This window comes from Pseudomonas sp. B10(2017), assembly GCF_002113295.1.
GTDB classification, from domain to species: domain Bacteria; phylum Pseudomonadota; class Gammaproteobacteria; order Pseudomonadales; family Pseudomonadaceae; genus Aquipseudomonas; species Aquipseudomonas pudica.
Genome location: NZ_NEJU01000004.1, coordinates 317,721 through 333,063, shown reverse-complemented (window position 1 = coordinate 333,063; position 15,343 = coordinate 317,721). Strand labels below are relative to the sequence as shown.

General features: G+C 62.6%; 17 protein-coding genes. 9 read left to right on the top strand and 8 right to left on the bottom strand.

The window, feature by feature from the left end; all coding sequences use genetic code 11:
* Positions 1 to 309 precede the first annotated feature (309 nt).
* The gene (gene tyrS / locus CAF92_RS08115; RefSeq protein WP_025337483.1) at positions 310 to 1,509 is read right to left on the bottom strand and encodes a tyrosine--tRNA ligase; all 1,200 of its coding nucleotides are present in this window, start codon (positions 1,507 to 1,509) and stop codon (positions 310 to 312) included.
* Positions 1,510 to 1,722: 213 nt separating this feature from the next.
* On the opposite strand from tyrS, the gene CAF92_RS08110 reads away from it, so the two are divergent.
* Positions 1,723 to 3,144 (top strand): peptidoglycan DD-metalloendopeptidase family protein, encoded by a 1,422-nt coding sequence (locus tag CAF92_RS08110; protein ID WP_085600138.1) that lies wholly within the window; start codon positions 1,723 to 1,725, stop codon positions 3,142 to 3,144.
* A 4-nt stretch (positions 3,145 to 3,148) separates the two neighbouring features.
* A complete protein-coding gene (locus CAF92_RS08105; RefSeq protein ID WP_085600136.1) occupies positions 3,149 to 4,240 on the top strand; it encodes an anhydro-N-acetylmuramic acid kinase in 1,092 nt (363 codons plus the stop codon).
* A 59-nt stretch (positions 4,241 to 4,299) separates the two neighbouring features.
* On the opposite strand, the gene erpA is transcribed toward CAF92_RS08105, so the two are convergent.
* A complete protein-coding gene (gene erpA / locus CAF92_RS08100) occupies positions 4,300 to 4,650 on the bottom strand; it encodes an iron-sulfur cluster insertion protein ErpA (protein WP_015268740.1) in 351 nt (116 codons plus the stop codon).
* A gap of 146 nt (positions 4,651 to 4,796) precedes the next feature.
* Complete coding sequence (gene argC, locus CAF92_RS08095; protein ID WP_046614397.1) at positions 4,797 to 5,831, bottom strand: N-acetyl-gamma-glutamyl-phosphate reductase; 1,035 nt, start codon at positions 5,829 to 5,831, stop codon at positions 4,797 to 4,799.
* A 141-nt stretch (positions 5,832 to 5,972) separates the two neighbouring features.
* On the opposite strand from argC, the gene hemJ reads away from it, so the two are divergent.
* The 6 genes from hemJ to CAF92_RS08065 all read left to right on the top strand — a co-directional run bounded on the left by hemJ (position 5,973) and on the right by CAF92_RS08065 (position 10,399).
* On the top strand, positions 5,973 to 6,398 hold the full coding sequence (gene hemJ / locus CAF92_RS08090; RefSeq protein ID WP_046614398.1) for a protoporphyrinogen oxidase HemJ: 426 nt from the start codon (positions 5,973 to 5,975) through the stop codon (positions 6,396 to 6,398).
* A 28-nt stretch (positions 6,399 to 6,426) separates the two neighbouring features.
* On the top strand, positions 6,427 to 7,383 hold the full coding sequence (locus tag CAF92_RS08085) for a nitronate monooxygenase family protein (protein WP_085600134.1): 957 nt from the start codon (positions 6,427 to 6,429) through the stop codon (positions 7,381 to 7,383).
* A gap of 67 nt (positions 7,384 to 7,450) precedes the next feature.
* A complete protein-coding gene (locus CAF92_RS08080) occupies positions 7,451 to 8,233 on the top strand; it encodes an SDR family oxidoreductase (RefSeq protein ID WP_046614400.1) in 783 nt (260 codons plus the stop codon).
* A gap of 63 nt (positions 8,234 to 8,296) precedes the next feature.
* On the top strand, positions 8,297 to 8,635 hold the full coding sequence (locus CAF92_RS08075) for a histidine triad nucleotide-binding protein (RefSeq protein WP_013970615.1): 339 nt from the start codon (positions 8,297 to 8,299) through the stop codon (positions 8,633 to 8,635).
* Positions 8,636 to 8,700: 65 nt separating this feature from the next.
* Complete coding sequence (gene coq7, locus CAF92_RS08070) at positions 8,701 to 9,348, top strand: 2-polyprenyl-3-methyl-6-methoxy-1,4-benzoquinone monooxygenase (RefSeq protein ID WP_025337477.1); 648 nt, start codon at positions 8,701 to 8,703, stop codon at positions 9,346 to 9,348.
* Positions 9,349 to 9,358: 10 nt separating this feature from the next.
* A complete protein-coding gene (locus CAF92_RS08065; RefSeq protein ID WP_085600132.1) occupies positions 9,359 to 10,399 on the top strand; it encodes a DUF2157 domain-containing protein in 1,041 nt (346 codons plus the stop codon).
* A 141-nt stretch (positions 10,400 to 10,540) separates the two neighbouring features.
* On the opposite strand, the gene CAF92_RS08060 is transcribed toward CAF92_RS08065, so the two are convergent.
* Positions 10,541 to 10,963 carry an OsmC family protein gene (locus tag CAF92_RS08060; RefSeq protein WP_085600130.1) on the bottom strand — a complete coding sequence of 141 codons (423 nt, stop codon included), beginning with the start codon at positions 10,961 to 10,963 and terminating at the stop codon, positions 10,541 to 10,543.
* A 191-nt stretch (positions 10,964 to 11,154) separates the two neighbouring features.
* Here CAF92_RS08060 and crp point away from each other — a divergent pair, with 191 nt between their 5' ends.
* Entirely contained in the window at positions 11,155 to 11,799 is a 645-nt protein-coding gene (gene crp, locus CAF92_RS08055; RefSeq protein WP_012270218.1) for a cAMP-activated global transcriptional regulator CRP, read from the top strand.
* Here the strand turns inward: crp and CAF92_RS08050 are convergent.
* The 4 genes from CAF92_RS08050 to CAF92_RS08035 all read right to left on the bottom strand — a co-directional run bounded on the left by CAF92_RS08050 (position 11,796) and on the right by CAF92_RS08035 (position 15,166).
* Positions 11,796 to 12,500: a lipoate--protein ligase family protein gene (locus tag CAF92_RS08050; protein ID WP_046614402.1), complete on the bottom strand. Its 705-nt coding sequence runs from the start codon at positions 12,498 to 12,500 to the stop codon at positions 11,796 to 11,798. The two genes, crp and CAF92_RS08050, sit on opposite strands and share 4 nt — an antisense overlap.
* 183 nt (positions 12,501 to 12,683) lie before the next feature.
* Positions 12,684 to 13,517 (bottom strand): indole-3-glycerol phosphate synthase TrpC, encoded by an 834-nt coding sequence (trpC, locus tag CAF92_RS08045; RefSeq protein ID WP_046614403.1) that lies wholly within the window; start codon positions 13,515 to 13,517, stop codon positions 12,684 to 12,686.
* Complete coding sequence (gene trpD, locus CAF92_RS08040; protein WP_046614404.1) at positions 13,514 to 14,563, bottom strand: anthranilate phosphoribosyltransferase; 1,050 nt, start codon at positions 14,561 to 14,563, stop codon at positions 13,514 to 13,516. The genes trpC and trpD overlap by 4 nt, the downstream gene beginning before the upstream one ends.
* A 9-nt stretch (positions 14,564 to 14,572) precedes the next feature.
* Entirely contained in the window at positions 14,573 to 15,166 is a 594-nt protein-coding gene (locus tag CAF92_RS08035) for an aminodeoxychorismate/anthranilate synthase component II (protein WP_003259809.1), read from the bottom strand.
* Positions 15,167 to 15,343 lie beyond the last annotated feature (177 nt).

The following is a 15,343-nucleotide window of genomic DNA, read 5'->3' as shown; positions in this document are numbered from 1 at the left end:
GCGCATTATAAGGGGATCCGAGAGGGCGTCAACCTTTAATTTCATTTATTTGAAATGTTCCAGGCGAAGACCTTATCAAGGCTACCAGGTGCTCGCCACTACACCTTCTGCGCCTATGAGATCGAGCGCCGCCCGCGCGGCGCTCGATCGTGTAGCCGCCAGAAAACACAAGGCAGGCCCTCTCAAAGCCAATACCATCTCATGACAGGCCCATAGCAGCCCTGACGCAACCAACAAATGCAAAACCCAAAAACAAAGCGGGGAGGCCTACCGGCCTCCCCGCTTCTATATAGCTACACCTACCGACTATCACTCAGCCTTGAGGGTAACCCGGGCAAACGACTTCTTGCCCGCCTGGCACACATGAGTAGCACCCAGCGCAAACATGAAGTCACGATCAACCACAGCACCATCAACCTTGACCGCACCACCACTCAACAAGTCCCGCGCCTGCGCCGAGTTCTTCACCAGGCCAGCCCGGTTCAGTACGGCAGCAATCGGCAGGCTTTCGCCCGCAGCCACTTCGATTTCCGGCAGATCTTCCGGCAGCTCGCCTTCCTTCATACGGTTACCCGCGGCACGGTGAGCATTGGCCGCAGCCTCCTCGCCATGGAAGCGCGCAACGATCTCTTCCGCCAGCTTGATCTTGATGTCGCGTGGGTTGGCACCATTGGCGACGTCGGCACGGAACTGCTCGATCTCTTCCATCGAACGGAAGCTCAGCAGCTCGAAGTAGCGCCACATCAGGGTATCCGGGATCGACACCAGCTTGCTGTACATCACTCCCGGCGCTTCCTGGATACCTACATAGTTACCCAGCGACTTGGACATCTTCTTCACGCCGTCGAGCCCTTCGAGCAGCGGCATGGTCACGATGTTCTGCGCTTCCTGGCCATAGGCGCGCTGCAGCTCACGCCCCATCAGCAGGTTGAACTTCTGGTCAGTACCACCCAGCTCGACATCCGCCTTCAGCGCCACCGAGTCATAACCCTGCACCAGCGGGTACAGGAACTCGTGGATGGCAATAGGCTGGTTGGTGGTGTAGCGCTTGTCGAAGTCATCACGCTCGAGCATGCGCGCCACGGTGTACTGCGACGCCAGACGAATGAAGTCGGCCGGGGTCAGCTTGTCCATCCAGGTGGAGTTGAACGCGACCTCGGTCTTGGCCGGGTCGAGGATCTTGAACACCTGCTGCTTGTAGGTCTCGGCGTTTTCCAGCACCTGCTCGCGGGTCAGTGGTGGGCGAGTGGCGCTCTTGCCGCTCGGATCGCCAATCATGCCGGTGAAATCACCGATAAGGAAGATGACCTGGTGCCCCAGGTCCTGGAACTGGCGCAGCTTGTTGATCAGCACCGTATGCCCAAGGTGCAGGTCAGGCGCGGTCGGGTCGAAGCCGGCCTTGATGCGCAGAGGCTGGCCGCGCTTGAGCTTCTCCACCAGTTCCGACTCGACCAGTACTTCTTCCGCACCGCGCTTGATAAGCGCCAGCTGCTCTTCAACCGACTTCATAGACAAACCCGCAAGGCTCAGATTCAGGGGGAGCCAACCATACAAGATCGGCCGTCAATTACAAGTTTCGCAAAGGAATGTGACCCGAGCACAGGCTTGCGGCGTCTACGCGCCCTTGCGTGAAAATGGATTTGGTTATATTTTATACAGTTATTTCATCTTCATCATGTCATTCATCTTTTCCATTTCACCTTATTCAAAGTCACCTTGCCCATGACCAACGAACCGCCTAAAGCGCCCCCGCTTTATCCGAAAAGCCATCTGTTGGCCGCCAGCGGCATCGCCGCCCTGCTCAGCCTGGCCCTGCTGGTGTTTCCTTCCAGCGAAGTGGAAGCCAAGAAAACCACCCTCAATCTCGAGCTGGAGAGCCCTGCCGAGCAGTTGAAGGACGAATCCCGCGCTGCGCCTCTGGTGCAGGCCGACGGTGAGCAAGGCTCGCCATTCGCCCAGATCGAAGAGGCCACCCCCGAGACCCAGAAGGCCGAGCAGGAAGCCCCTGCCGCCGAACCGGTCGTCGAAGCCGCCAAGCAACCCAGCCACCGCGAAGTCACCGTGGCTCGGGGCGATACCCTGTCCACCCTGTTCGCCAAGGTCGGCCTGCCGAGCAACGCAGTGCACGACCTGCTGGCCAGCAACAAGCAGGCCAAGCAGTTCAGCCAGCTCAAGCACGGCCAGGTCCTGCAGTTCGAGCTCGACAAGGACGGCCAGCTGGCCAGCCTGCACAGCAAGGTCAGCAACCTCGAAACCATTCGCCTGACCAAGACCGACAAGGGCTATACCTTCAACCGCGAAATCAGCAAACCGGTTGTACGTACCGCCTATGCCCACGGCGTTATCAAAAGCTCGCTTTCGGCCTCGGCCCAGCGCGCCGGCCTGTCCCACAGCATGACCATGGACATGGCGCGCGTGCTGGGATACGACATCGACTTTGCCCAGGACATTCGCCCAGGCGATGAATTCGACGTGGTCTACGAGCAGAAGGTAATGGACGGCAAGGTCGTCGGCACCGGCAACATCCTGTCTGCACGCTTCACCAACCGCGGCAAGACCTACACCGCCGTGCGCTATACCAACAAGCAGGGCAACACCAGCTACTACACCGCCGATGGCAACAGCCTGCGCAAGGCCTTCATCCGCACCCCGGTCGACTTCGCCCGCATCAGCTCGCGCTTCTCCGCCGGCCGCAAGCACCCGATCCTGAACAAGATCCGTGCTCACAAAGGCGTCGACTACGCCGCCCCACGTGGCACTCCGATCAAGGCAGCCGGTGATGGCCGCATCGAGCTGGCCGGGCGCCGCGGTGGTTACGGCAATACCGTGATCATCCAGCACGGCAACCGATACAAGACGCTGTACGGCCACATGCAGGGCTTTGCCAAGGGCATCAAGACCGGCGGCTCGGTCAAGCAGGGCCAGATCATCGGCTATATCGGCACCACCGGCCTGTCCACCGGCCCGCACCTGCACTACGAGTTCCAGGTCAACGGTGTGCACGTCGACCCGCTGAGCCAGAAAGTGCCGATGGCCGACCCGATCGCCAGAAACGAGCGCCAGCGCTTCCTGCAGCAGAGCCAACCCCTGATCGCCCGCATGGATCAGGAAAAGGCCACCCTGCTCGCAGCGAACAAGCGCTAAGCCCATGGCGCTCTACCTGGGGGTAATGTCCGGCACCAGCCTCGATGGCCTGGACATTGCCTTGATCGAACAAGGCGAGCAGCTCGAACTGCTCGCCACCCACTACCTCCCCATGCCCGGCGACCTACGCCAGGAGTTGCTGAGCCTTTGCAGCAGCGGCCCTGACGAAATCGCCCGCGCTGCGCTGGCAGAAAACCGCTGGGCCAATCTGGCAGGTGAAGGCATCCGCCAACTGCTGGCCAGGCAGGGGCTGCAGGCCGGAGCCATCCGCGCCATCGGTAGCCACGGCCAGACCATCCGCCACGAACCTGCACGCGGCTTTACCGTGCAGATCGGCAACCCGGCGCTGCTGGCCGAGCTTACCGGTATCAGCGTGGTCGCCGACTTCCGCCGTCGCGATGTGGCGGCCGGTGGACAAGGAGCGCCACTGGTGCCTGCCTTCCATGAAACCCTGTTCAGCCACCTGGGCCAGCGCCTGGCCATTCTCAACGTGGGCGGTTTCAGCAACCTCAGCCTGATCGAATACGACAAGCCAGTCCACGGCTTCGACTGCGGCCCGGGCAACGTGCTGCTGGATGCCTGGATCGAACGCAAGCGCGGCCAGACCTACGATGCGGATGGGGCCTGGGCTGCCTCGGGCGTGGTGCAGGCCGACTTGCTCAGCGCACTGCTGGCCGACCCGTTCTTCGCGGGCAGCGGCCCGAAGAGCACCGGCCGCGAAGTATTCAACCTACCCTGGCTGGATGGTCACCTGGCCCGCCTACCCGCTTACCGCGACGAGGACGTACAGGCAACATTGCTGGAACTGACCGCACGCAGCATCATCGACTCGTTGTGCAACGCCCAGCAAGGCACCGAAACGCTGCTGGTCTGCGGTGGCGGTGCGCGCAACGGCGCCCTTATGACACGCCTCGGCCAGTTGCTCCCCGGCGCCCGTGTCGCCAGCACCGGCGCCCATGGCGTGGACCCGGACTGGGTCGAAGCCATGGCCTTCGCCTGGCTGGCCCACTGTTGCCTGGAAGGCATCGCTGCCAATCGTCCTAGCGTGACAGCAGCCAAGGGCCTGCGCGTACTCGGCGCAATATACCCGGCCTGAACGTTACGCCAGAAAGCAAAACGCCGCGCAATTGCGCGGCGTTTTCGTATGGCCAGGCCTCAGATCGAGAACGAGGAGCCGCAGCCACAGGTGGTAGCAGCGTTCGGGTTCTTGATCACGAAGCGCGAGCCTTCCAGGCCTTCCTGGTAATCCACTTCGGCGCCGGCCAAGTACTGGAAGCTCATCGGGTCGACCACAAGGGAAACACCTTCGCGCTCGACGATGGTGTCGTCTTCGGCCACGTCCTCATCGAAGGTGAAGCCATACTGGAAGCCCGAGCAGCCGCCACCGGTGACGAACACGCGCAGCTTCAGACGATCGTTGCCTTCCTCGGAAACCAGGTTCTTCACCTTTTGCGCAGCGCCGTGGGTGAATTCCAAAGCGGTGGGGGTGAAGGTTTCGACGCTCATGTTGATTCTCCCGGCGTGGTAGCCGCCATAAAACTCGATGACGCGCATTATCCGCTTTCCCGAGAAAATCGGTCAAGAATTGTGCGGCTTTAGTAGCGACCTACAAAAAGGCCCGCATGACGCGGGCCTTTTCGAACGCTGGCGGCTTACGGCAGCAGGCCCGCGTGGGACAAGCCCATGCGCTCGTCCAGGCCGAACAGGATGTTGAGGTTCTGCACCGCCTGACCGGACGCACCCTTGACCAGGTTGTCGATCACCGACAGCACCACCACCAGGTCACCACCTTGCGGGCGATGAACGGCGATGCGGCAGACGTTGGCGCCGCGCACACTGCGGGTTTCCGGGTGGCTACCGGCCGGCATCACGTCGACGAACGGTTCATTGGCATAACGCTTCTCGAACAGCGCCTGCAAGTCGACCGAGGTGTCGGCGACAGTAGCGTACAGGGTGGCGTGGATTCCACGGATCATTGGCGTCAGGTGCGGCACGAAAGTCAGGCCGATATCTTTGCCAGCGGCCTGGCGCAGGCCCTGGCTGATTTCTGGCAGGTGGCGATGCCCCTTCACTGCGTAGGCTTTCATGCTTTCACCGGCTTCGCAGAACAGCGAGCCCACCGCCGCACCACGGCCAGCGCCGCTGACACCCGACTTGCAGTCGGCGATCAGGCGAGACGGGTCGGCCAGGCCAGCTTCCAGCAGCGGCAGGAAGCCCAGCTGGGTGGCGGTCGGGTAGCAACCCGGCACAGCGATCAGGCGTGCCTGGCGAATCTTCTCACGGTTGACTTCAGGCAGGCCGTATACCGCGTCCTTCAGCAGCTCTGGCGCACCGTGCGGCTGGCCGTACCACTTGCCCCACTCGGCGGCGTCCTGCAGGCGGAAGTCGGCGGACAGGTCGATCACCTTGGTACCTGCCGCCAGCAGTTCGCCAGCCAGGGCGTGGGCAACACCGTGCGGGGTGGCGAAGAACACCACATCGCAGGCGGCCAAGGTCTTGCTGTCCGGCACGCTGAATGCCAGTCCGTCATAGTGGCCGCGCAGGTTCGGGTACATGTCCGCCACTGCAACGCCCGCCTCGGAGCGCGAAGTGATGACCGCCACTTCGGCCTGTGGATGCTGTGCCAGCAGACGCAACAGTTCGACGCCGGTGTAACCCGTGCCGCCGACGATACCGACCTTGATCATAACGCTTGCCCCTTATCAACGAGCCGTCTGGAAAGCGCACGATAATAGGGGCGCAAGGCGCCTGTAACAACTCTTCGGGTGACCCTTCGGGCGCTTGACCACTACTATCTGACGACCGTGAATACCTGAAGGAACTCCCCCATGCTTTATCTATGGATCAAAGCGCTGCATATCGTCAGCGTAGTCTGCTGGTTCGCCGGCCTGTTCTACCTGCCGCGGCTGTTCGTCTACCACACCCAAAGCCAGGACAGCATCAGCCAGGAACGCTTCGTGACCATGGAGCGCAAGCTGTATCGCGGCATCATGAACCCGGCGATGATCGCAACCTACGTGTTCGGCGCATGGATGCTCTACCTCACCCCCGGCTGGCTCAGCCAGGGCTGGCTGCATGCCAAGCTGACCCTGGTCATCCTGCTGACCATCTACCATCACATGTGCGGCGCCCAGCGCAAGCGCTTCGCCAGCGGTAGCAACACCCGCAGCCACGTCTACTATCGCTGGTTCAACGAAGTACCCGTGCTGTTCCTGCTGGGTATCGTAATTCTGGTGGTGGTCAAACCGTTCTGACATAGCCACCCGCTCAAGGAGCCTTGCCATGTCGTTACCTGCCTCCCTCGAACAAAGCCTGCGCCTGCCCGTGGTTGCTGCACCGATGTTCCTGATCTCCAACCCCAGGCTGGTACTGGCCTGCTGCTCCAGCGGTGTGGTCGGTAGCTTCCCGGCCCTGAACCAGCGCGACAGCGCCGGCTTCAAGGCCTGGCTGGAGGAAATAGAGGCAGGCCTGGCAAAGCTGCAGGCGCCAGCACCCTATGCCGTCAACCTGATCGTCCACCCGACCAACCCGCGCCTGCAGGCCGACCTGGCGTTGTGCGTGGAACACCGCGTACCGATCGTCATCACCAGCCTCGGCGCGGTGAAGGAAGTGGTCGATGCCGTGCATGGCTACGGCGGCCTGGTGTTCCACGACGTCACCACCCGCCGCCATGCCGAGAAAGCCGCCGAAGCCGGTGTCGATGGCTTGATCGCCGTCGCTGCTGGCGCAGGCGGCCATGCGGGCACCTGGAGCCCGTTCGCCCTGGCCGCGGAGATCCGCCAGTTCTTCGACAAGACCCTGCTGCTGGCAGGCTGCCTCAACCACGGCCACGAGATCCTCGCCGCGCAAATGCTGGGTGCGGACCTTGCGTACATGGGCACCCGCTTCATCGCCACCGCAGAAAGCCAGGCCCCGGGCGCCTACAAGCAGATGCTGCTCGATTCCCATGCCGCCGACATCATCCATACCCCGGCGGTGTCCGGCGTCCCTGCCAGCTTCCTGCGCCCAAGCCTGGAGCAGGCTGGCTATGACATGGAAGCCCTCAAGGGTGGCCACGAGCAAGGCAAGCTCAAGCCGATCGACGACGAGGCCAAGGCCTGGAAAAACGTGTGGTCGGCGGGCCAGGGGGTCGGCAGTATCGACGACCTGCCCAGCGCCAGCGCGCTGATCGAACGGCTGCACGACGAGTACCGGGACGCACTGGAGCGCTGCCAGGCCCTGCGCGCCGGTAGCCACTAGCAAAAGGCAACACCTTGCCCGACCACGCTGTACACTAGGCGCCCTCTTCAGCCCCCAGGAGCCTAGCATGACCCGTTACGCCATGATCACTGGTGCTTCCAGCGGCTTGGGCCTGGCCCTGGCGGAAGCCCTGGCGCGGCGCGGGCGCAACCTGATCCTGGTGGCACGCCAGCGTGAAACGCTGGAGCCGGTGGCCATAGAACTGACCCAACGCTTCGGTGTCGAGGTGCTGTTCCGTGCCTGCGACCTCAGCCAGCCGTTACGCCTGTCGGGCTTCGTGCTGGAACTGGAGGAGGGCGAGCGACGCATCGACCTGTTGGTCAATTGTGCCGGCCTGCGCACCTACGGGCCATTCCTGGCCCATGAGTGGGCCGACGAGCAGGACCTTCTGGAAGTCAACGTGCTGGCCCTGAGCCGCCTGTGCCACGCCATCGGCAACTTGATGGCCGTACAGGGCGGCGGGCAAATCCTCAATGTCGCCGGCCTGGCCGGGGTGGCGCCAGGCCCGTGGATGGCCGCCTATGCCGCCAGCAAGGCCTATGTGCTGAGCTTCTCCCAAGCCTTGCGTGAAGAACTCAAGCGCACCGGCATCAAGGTTTCGGTACTGTGCCCCGGCCCGGTGCGCTCCTCGCGCCGGCGCATTCCGCGGCTGGATGGCAAGCCACGCTGCCTCAGCCCTGAGGAAGTGGCGCTGTACACCGTGCGCGCGCTGGACAAAAACCGCGCTCTGATCCTGCCCGGCCGGCGCAACCGCTGGCTGGCGTTCGCTCCGCGCCTGCTGCCGCGCTGGCTGGCGCGCAAGCTGGCCGGGGCCATCCACCGCCGTTATTGCCCGCTCGGCATGGAATAGCTACTGGGCGAGCGGCGCCTGGCTGAGTACACTCGGCCCGACCCTCACCATGGAGCAAGTGCTGTGGACGATTTATTCATCAAGATCATCAACCGGGAAATCCCGGCGAAGATCATCTACGAGGACGACCAGGTTCTGGCGTTCCACGATATAGCCCCCCAGGCGCCCGTGCATTTTCTGGTCATCCCGAAAAAGCACATCCGTACCCTCAATGACTTGACCGAAGAAGACAAAGGCCTGGCCGGTCACATCTTGTTCACCGCCCAGCGCCTGGCCAAGGAACTTGGCTGCGAGGAGGGTTTCCGCGTAGTGATGAACTGCAACGAGCAAGGCGGCCAGACCGTCTACCACATCCACATGCACGTGCTTGGCCAGCGCCAGATGCACTGGCCACCGGGCTGATCCACGGCAAGCGACCCTGCCACTATTGCGGTAAACTGTCGGGCACATTCTTGCGGAGGTGCCCGATGGCTACCGAACGTCACTACTCGCCGCTCGACCGCTTGTTGCTGCAGGCCGATACCGCCATGCGCACCTTGCTGCCCTTCAGCGGCCAACCCGCCCGTCCATCGCCGGCCATCGTCCAGCCGGACGTCGACCTGGACGAACAGCAGGCCCGCCATGTTGCCGGGCTGATGCGTATCAACCACACCGGCGAAGTCTGCGCCCAGGCGCTGTACCAAGGCCAGGCCCTGACCGCCAAGCTGCCCGAAGTGCGCAAGGCCATGGAACACGCCGCGGAGGAAGAAGTGGACCACCTGGCCTGGTGCGAACAGCGCATTCGCCAGCTGAACAGCCACCCCAGCGTGCTCAACCCGTTGTTCTACGGCATGTCGTTCGGTATCGGTGCACTTGCCGGGCTGGTAAGCGACAAGGTCAGCCTGGGCTTCGTCGCCGCCACCGAGCATCAGGTGTGCAAGCACCTCGACGAGCACCTGGAGCAGATCCCGCAGGAAGACGAAAAGTCCCGGGCCATCCTCGAACAGATGCGTATCGATGAGGAACAGCACGCCGAGTCTGCACTGGAAGCCGGCGGTTATCGCTTCCCCGCCCCTGTTCGCTTTGGCATGAGCCTGTTGGCCAAGGTCATGACCAAGAGCACCTACCGTATCTGAAGGCATCACCATGACGGACCGTTTCGACGCCAAGGACCTGGCGCGCGCCGTGCAAGCCGGCATTCTCCAGCAGGGACAGGACCAGGCCCTGCTGGCCTTCCTGCGCCAGCAGCCGGCACAGCGCGGCAGCTTCCAGCTGGCCCATGTCGCTTTCTACTTCGGTGCGATGCTGATCATGGCAGCAATGGGCTGGTTGCTCACCGAAGCCTGGATGCGCATCGGCGATTGGGCGCTGCTGGTCATCGCCAGCCTCTATATCCTGCTGCTCACGCTGTTCGCCATTAACCTGCAACGGCGCGTCCAGCCGGTCGCGGCTGGGGTGCTGGCGGCAGTCGCGGTCAGCATAGTGCCATTGGCGGTGTTCGCCATCGAACGGCTGGCCGGCTGGTGGCCAATGGATGATGCTCAGGCTAACTATCACCAGTACTACACCTACGTGCAGGGCGGCTGGCTGGCAATGGAAGCAGCCACGGTACTAGCCGGGCTGTTGATGCTGAGGCTGATCCCCTACCCATTCATCGTCATGCCGATTGCCGTGGCCTTGTGGTTCATGTCGATGGACCTGAGCGAATGGTTCTTCGGCTCGCCATTCAGCTGGGACCAGCGCCGCGAGGTTTCGCTGTGGTTCGGGCTCGGGCTACTGGTGGTGTTCGTCGGGATGGACGGCCGCACCCGCGAAGACTATGCCCACTGGGGCTACTTGGCCGGACTGGCGGCATTCTGGGGCGGACTTACGCTGGTGGACAGCGGCAGCGAGCTGGGCAAGGCCCTGTACTGCCTGATCAATATTGCCCTGATGGCTATGGCGGTGCTGTTGCGTCGGCCGGTGTTCATGGTATTCGGGGCGTTGGGCGTGGCGGCTTACCTGGGGTACCTGTCGTACGAGGTGTTTGCCGACTCGCTGCTGTTCCCGGTGGTGGTGACCCTGATCGGGCTGGGGGTTATCGGGCTGGGGCTGGTTTACCAGAAGCGGCGGGAGCGATTGAGCCAGGTAATGCGCGGCTGTTTGCCGGGATGGGTGCGTGCTGCGCTGCCGGCGCTTCGCAGCTGAAATTGTCGGGGCCGCTCTGCGCCCCATCGCCGGCAAGACAGTTGCTCCCACCTCGACCGCATTGACCTCAAGCCATGTGCTATCCCTGTGGGAGCTGGCTTGCCGGCGATGGGCTGCAACGCAGCCCCCAAAATTTGCTGTTCAACCCAGCTCTACAATCTCGTACCCGTGGGTAATCTCAACCCCGGCACGCTCGAGCATGATCGAAGCCGAGCAATACTTCTCCGCCGACAGCTCTACCGCACGCTTGACCTGGGCCTCCTTCAGCCCACGCCCCTTCACCACGAAGTTCATGTGGATCTTGGTAAACACCTTCGGCTCTTCGCTGGCACGCTCGGCCTCCAGGAACGCCTCGCAGCTTTCCACCGCCTGGCGCGACTTCTTCAGAATGCTGACCACGTCAAAGCTGCTGCAACCACCCAGGCCCAGCAACAGCATTTCCATCGGGCGCACGCCCAGGTTACGGCCACCGGCCTCGGGCGGGCCGTCCATCACGACGACATGGCCGCTCCCCGATTCGCCGAGGAACATAGCCTCACCGGCCCACTGGATACGTGCCTTCATCTACCCGGACTCCTGATTTTCGGAAAAGGGTGTCAGCTTAGACCTTGTGCGGCCGTGGGAAAAGCACGAGTCGTGTCGGTTTAGTACCGAAACATCCTGTAGTGTCTGATAAGCTGGCGCCAAATGACTGGCGCGCCCTGCCAGCCAACCTTTATAAAAAGCCTCTGCGTCATATCGAACAGGATTTCGTGATGGTTGCTTCCGCCCTACCCGCCAAGATCAAGAACATCGACAAACTGCTGGTGCACTGCCAACGCCGTCGCTATACCGCCAAAAGCAACATCATCTGCGCCGGCGACCGGGCCGAGACACTGTCGTTCATCATCAAGGGTTCGGTCACCATCCTCATCGAGGACGATGACGGCCATGAAATGATCATCGCCTATCTCAACAATGGCGACTTCTTCGGCGAGCTGGGCCTGTTCGAACCGGTCGAGGGTGAACAGCAGCGCAGTGCCTGGGTACGCGCCAAGACCGAATGCGAAGTGGCCGAAATCAGTTATGAGAAGTTTCGCGAACTGGCGCGCCAGGACCCGGAAATCCTCTATGCCCTGGGCAGCCAGATGGCACAGCGCCTGCGCAACACCACGCGCAAGGTCGGCGACTTGGCGTTCTTCGACGTTACCGGGCGTGTCGCCCGTTGCCTGCTGGAGCTGTGCAAACAACCCGACGCCATGACCCACCCCGATGGCATGCAGATCAAGATCACTCGCCAGGAAATCGGCCGCATCGTCGGTTGCTCGCGGGAAATGGTCGGCCGCGTCCTCAAGGATCTTGAAGAACGCAGCCTGGTGCAGGTCAAAGGCAAGACCATGGTGGTCTACGGAACCCGCTAGTCCTTGGGCAGGTCGGCCAGCACCTTGGCATAGGCCTGCGACAGCCGCTCGAACCATGGGGCTGCAGGCGCCACTTCGTGCAGGGCGATGTGCGCGTCGGCGCGGCAGCGCTGCTCCAACTCACAGCACTCGTTGAAACGGTTGACCGCCGCCACCATCGATTCACGCTCGTTGTCCAGCAGCAGCGCACCGTGCACCAGCACCACCGGGCGCTTGCCGCCCAGCCCCTGGCGCCAACGCTGGGCGGTGCCTACCAGCTTGCGGCCATTGAGGTTGACGTTGTAGCGGCCATCGCAGAAAGCGCCGTCGATTTCGCCCACCGACGCCACTCCGCCCCATTCGCGCAACACCTCGCACAGCGGCAGGCACAGGCGCTCGTAGGCATTTTCGATACGGCCATGGTCGCCTTCGCTGCGGGGGGCGACATAGACCAGGGCAACGTTCACCGTCGAATGAGACTGCGGCACCGGCTCACCACCGGTTTCGCGCAGCAGTACCGGCCAGCCGGCGATTGCCAGCTCCGAGCAGGCGGCTTCGAAGTTTTCCAGACGGCTCATCCGCCGAGGCATGACCAGGGCATGGTCGGTCGGGCGCCAGAACAGCACGCCACTGTCGCGTTCGCCGCGGCAGACGGCGGCCAGCAGTTCCTGTTCGGCGTGCAGGCCTTGTTCGACAGTCAGGGCCAGGGGTTGATCGGTCATTGATCCACCTATGTTGTTGTTTTCGATGGCCTCTTCGCGGGTTAACCCGCTCCCACAGGGGTATCGCAGATCCCAAAGGCAGTGATCATCCTGTGGGAGCGGGCTTACCGAAGCGTCGGACAGCCGCGAAATGGCCATTACAGGCATACAAAAAAGCCGGCAATAGCGCCGGCTTCGTTTCGATCAGTCCAGTTGCTGAACAGTCTTCTTCACCTGATCCGGGAAGAACAACCGCTGCAGTTCCAGCCCTGGCTGCTCGGCGCGCATGAATGCCTCACCTACCAGGAACGAGTAGACTTCGTTGATCGCCATCAGCTCCACATCAGCCCGGTTCAAGATGCCGCTCTCGGTAATCGCCAGGCGATCACGCGGAATACGCGGCAGCAGGTCGAGGGTGGTTTCCAGGCTGACCTCGAAGGTGTGCAGGTTACGGTTGTTCACCCCCACCAGCGGAGTATCCAGGGTTTTCAACGCGCGCTCCAGCTCATCGCCGTCGTGCACTTCCACCAGCACGTCTAGGCCGACACCCTTGGCCGTGGCCGCCAGCTCTGCCATCTTCACGTCATCCAGCGCCGACACGATCAGCAACACACAGTCCGCGCCCAAGGCCCGGGCCTCGACGATCTGGTACGGGTCGACCATGAAGTCCTTGCGAATCACCGGCAGCGACACTGCCGCGCGGGCCTGCTGCAGGTACTCGTCGGCCCCCTGGAAGTAATCCACATCGGTCAGCACCGACAGGCAGGTCGCCCCGCCCTTCTCGTAGCTGACGGCGATTTCCGCCGGCACGAAATGCTCGCGAATCACGCCTTTGCTCGGCGAGGCCTTCTTGATTTCGGCAATCACCGCTGGCTGCTTGCGCGCGGCTTGCTCAATGAGGGCCTTGGCAAAGCCACGCGGGGCGTCGGCAGCCTTGGCCAGGCCCTCCAGTTCGGCGAGGCTGACGCGCGCGCTGCGCTCGGCCACTTCCTGAAACTTGCGGGCAATGATCCTTTCCAGCACCGTCGGCACACTCATGCTTCGTTCTCCACCTTGAATACTGCAGTAAAGGCCCCCAGCTCCTGCAGCTTCTCCCAGGCCAGCCCGGTGTGCAGTACGTCGTGGGCCAGTTCCACACCGGCTTTCAGGCTCATGGCATGGTCAGCGGCATACAGCGCCGCGCCCGCATTGAGCACGATCATCTCGGCGGCCTTCTGGCCGTTTTCGGTCTTGCGCCGGCCCAACGCATCGCGGATCAGCTCCAGCGAAGCCTGCGGGTTCTCGACGGCCAGGCCGTGCAGGCTCTGGCTCTTCATGCCGAGGTCTTCCGGCTCCACCCAGTATTCTGTGATTTCGCCATTCTTCAGTTCGGCGACGAAGGTCGGGGCAGCCAGGCTGAACTCGTCCAGGCCGTCCTTGGAGTGCACCACCAGCACGTGCTTGCTGCCCAGGCGCTGCAGTACTTCAGCCAAGGGGCGGCACAGGGTCTGGGCGAATACACCGACCACCTGGTGCTTCACCCCGGCCGGATTCGTAAGCGGGCCGAGCATATTGAACAGGGTACGCAGCCCCAGGTCGCGACGCGGGCCGGCAGCATGCTTCATGGCCGAGTGATGGCTTTGCGCGAACATGAAGCCGATGCCCAGGCTGTCGATGCAACGGGCCACTTGGGTGGGCGTCAGGTTCAGGTAGATGCCGGCAGCCTCCAGCAGGTCGGCACTGCCGCTCTTGCCCGATACCGCGCGGTTGCCATGCTTGGCCACGGTGCAACCCGCCGCCGCCAGGACGAACGACGAGGCGGTGGATACGTTGAAAATATTGGCGCCATCGCCGCCGGTACCGACGATATCGACCACGCCATCGAGGCTCTGCAGTTCGACCTTTTCGGCCAGTTCGCGCATCACCGACACCGCACCGACGATCTCGTCGATGCTTTCGCTCTTCATGCGCATGCCCATCAGGAAGGCGCCGATCTGCGCTTCGCTGCACTGGCCGGTCATGATCTGGCGCATGACGTCGCGCATTTCTTCAGTAGAAAGGTCCAACTGGCCGACGATACGGCTCAACGCACTCTTGATATCCATGTTCGATCCTTAGCGGCGGCCGCCGGTCTGCTTGAGGAAGTTGGCGAACAGTTCGTGGCCCTGTTCGGTCAGGATCGACTCGGGGTGAAACTGCACCCCTTCGATATTCAGCGTCTTGTGGCGCAGACCCATGATCTCGTCGACCGAACCGTCAGCATGGGCGGTCCAGGCAGTCACTTCCAGGCACTCGGGCAAGGTTTCGCGCTTTACCACCAGCGAGTGGTAACGGGTCACGGTCAATGGGTTGTTAAGGCCGGCGAACACGCCCAGGTCACGGTGATGTACGGGGCTGGTCTTGCCGTGCATCACCTGGCGGGCACGTACCACATCGCCGCCAAAGGCCTGGCCGATGGACTGGTGGCCCAGGCATACGCCAAGGATCGGCAGCTTGCCGGCAAAGTGCAGGATGGCTTCGATGGACACGCCCGCCTCGCTCGGCGTGCACGGCCCTGGAGATACGACGATGCGCTCGGGGTTGAGGGCTTCGATCTGGGCGATGGTCATTTCGTCATTGCGAATGACCTTTACCTCGGCACCCAGCTCGCCAAGGTACTGAACGACGTTGTAAGTGAATGAGTCGTAATTGTCGATCATCAGTAACATCGGGTTAAACCTCTTGAATCTACTGACTTCAGAATTCGAACCTTTCTGCACCAGCCAACAGGCGCGGCTTTGCCACAAAGGGCGGTAGACAGGAAGGCAAACGGGGGCGGGCCGGACGGGCCGGCAGGGGATAAAGTCAGGCGCGCCAACGCCAACGGGCGTGGGCCTTGATTACGC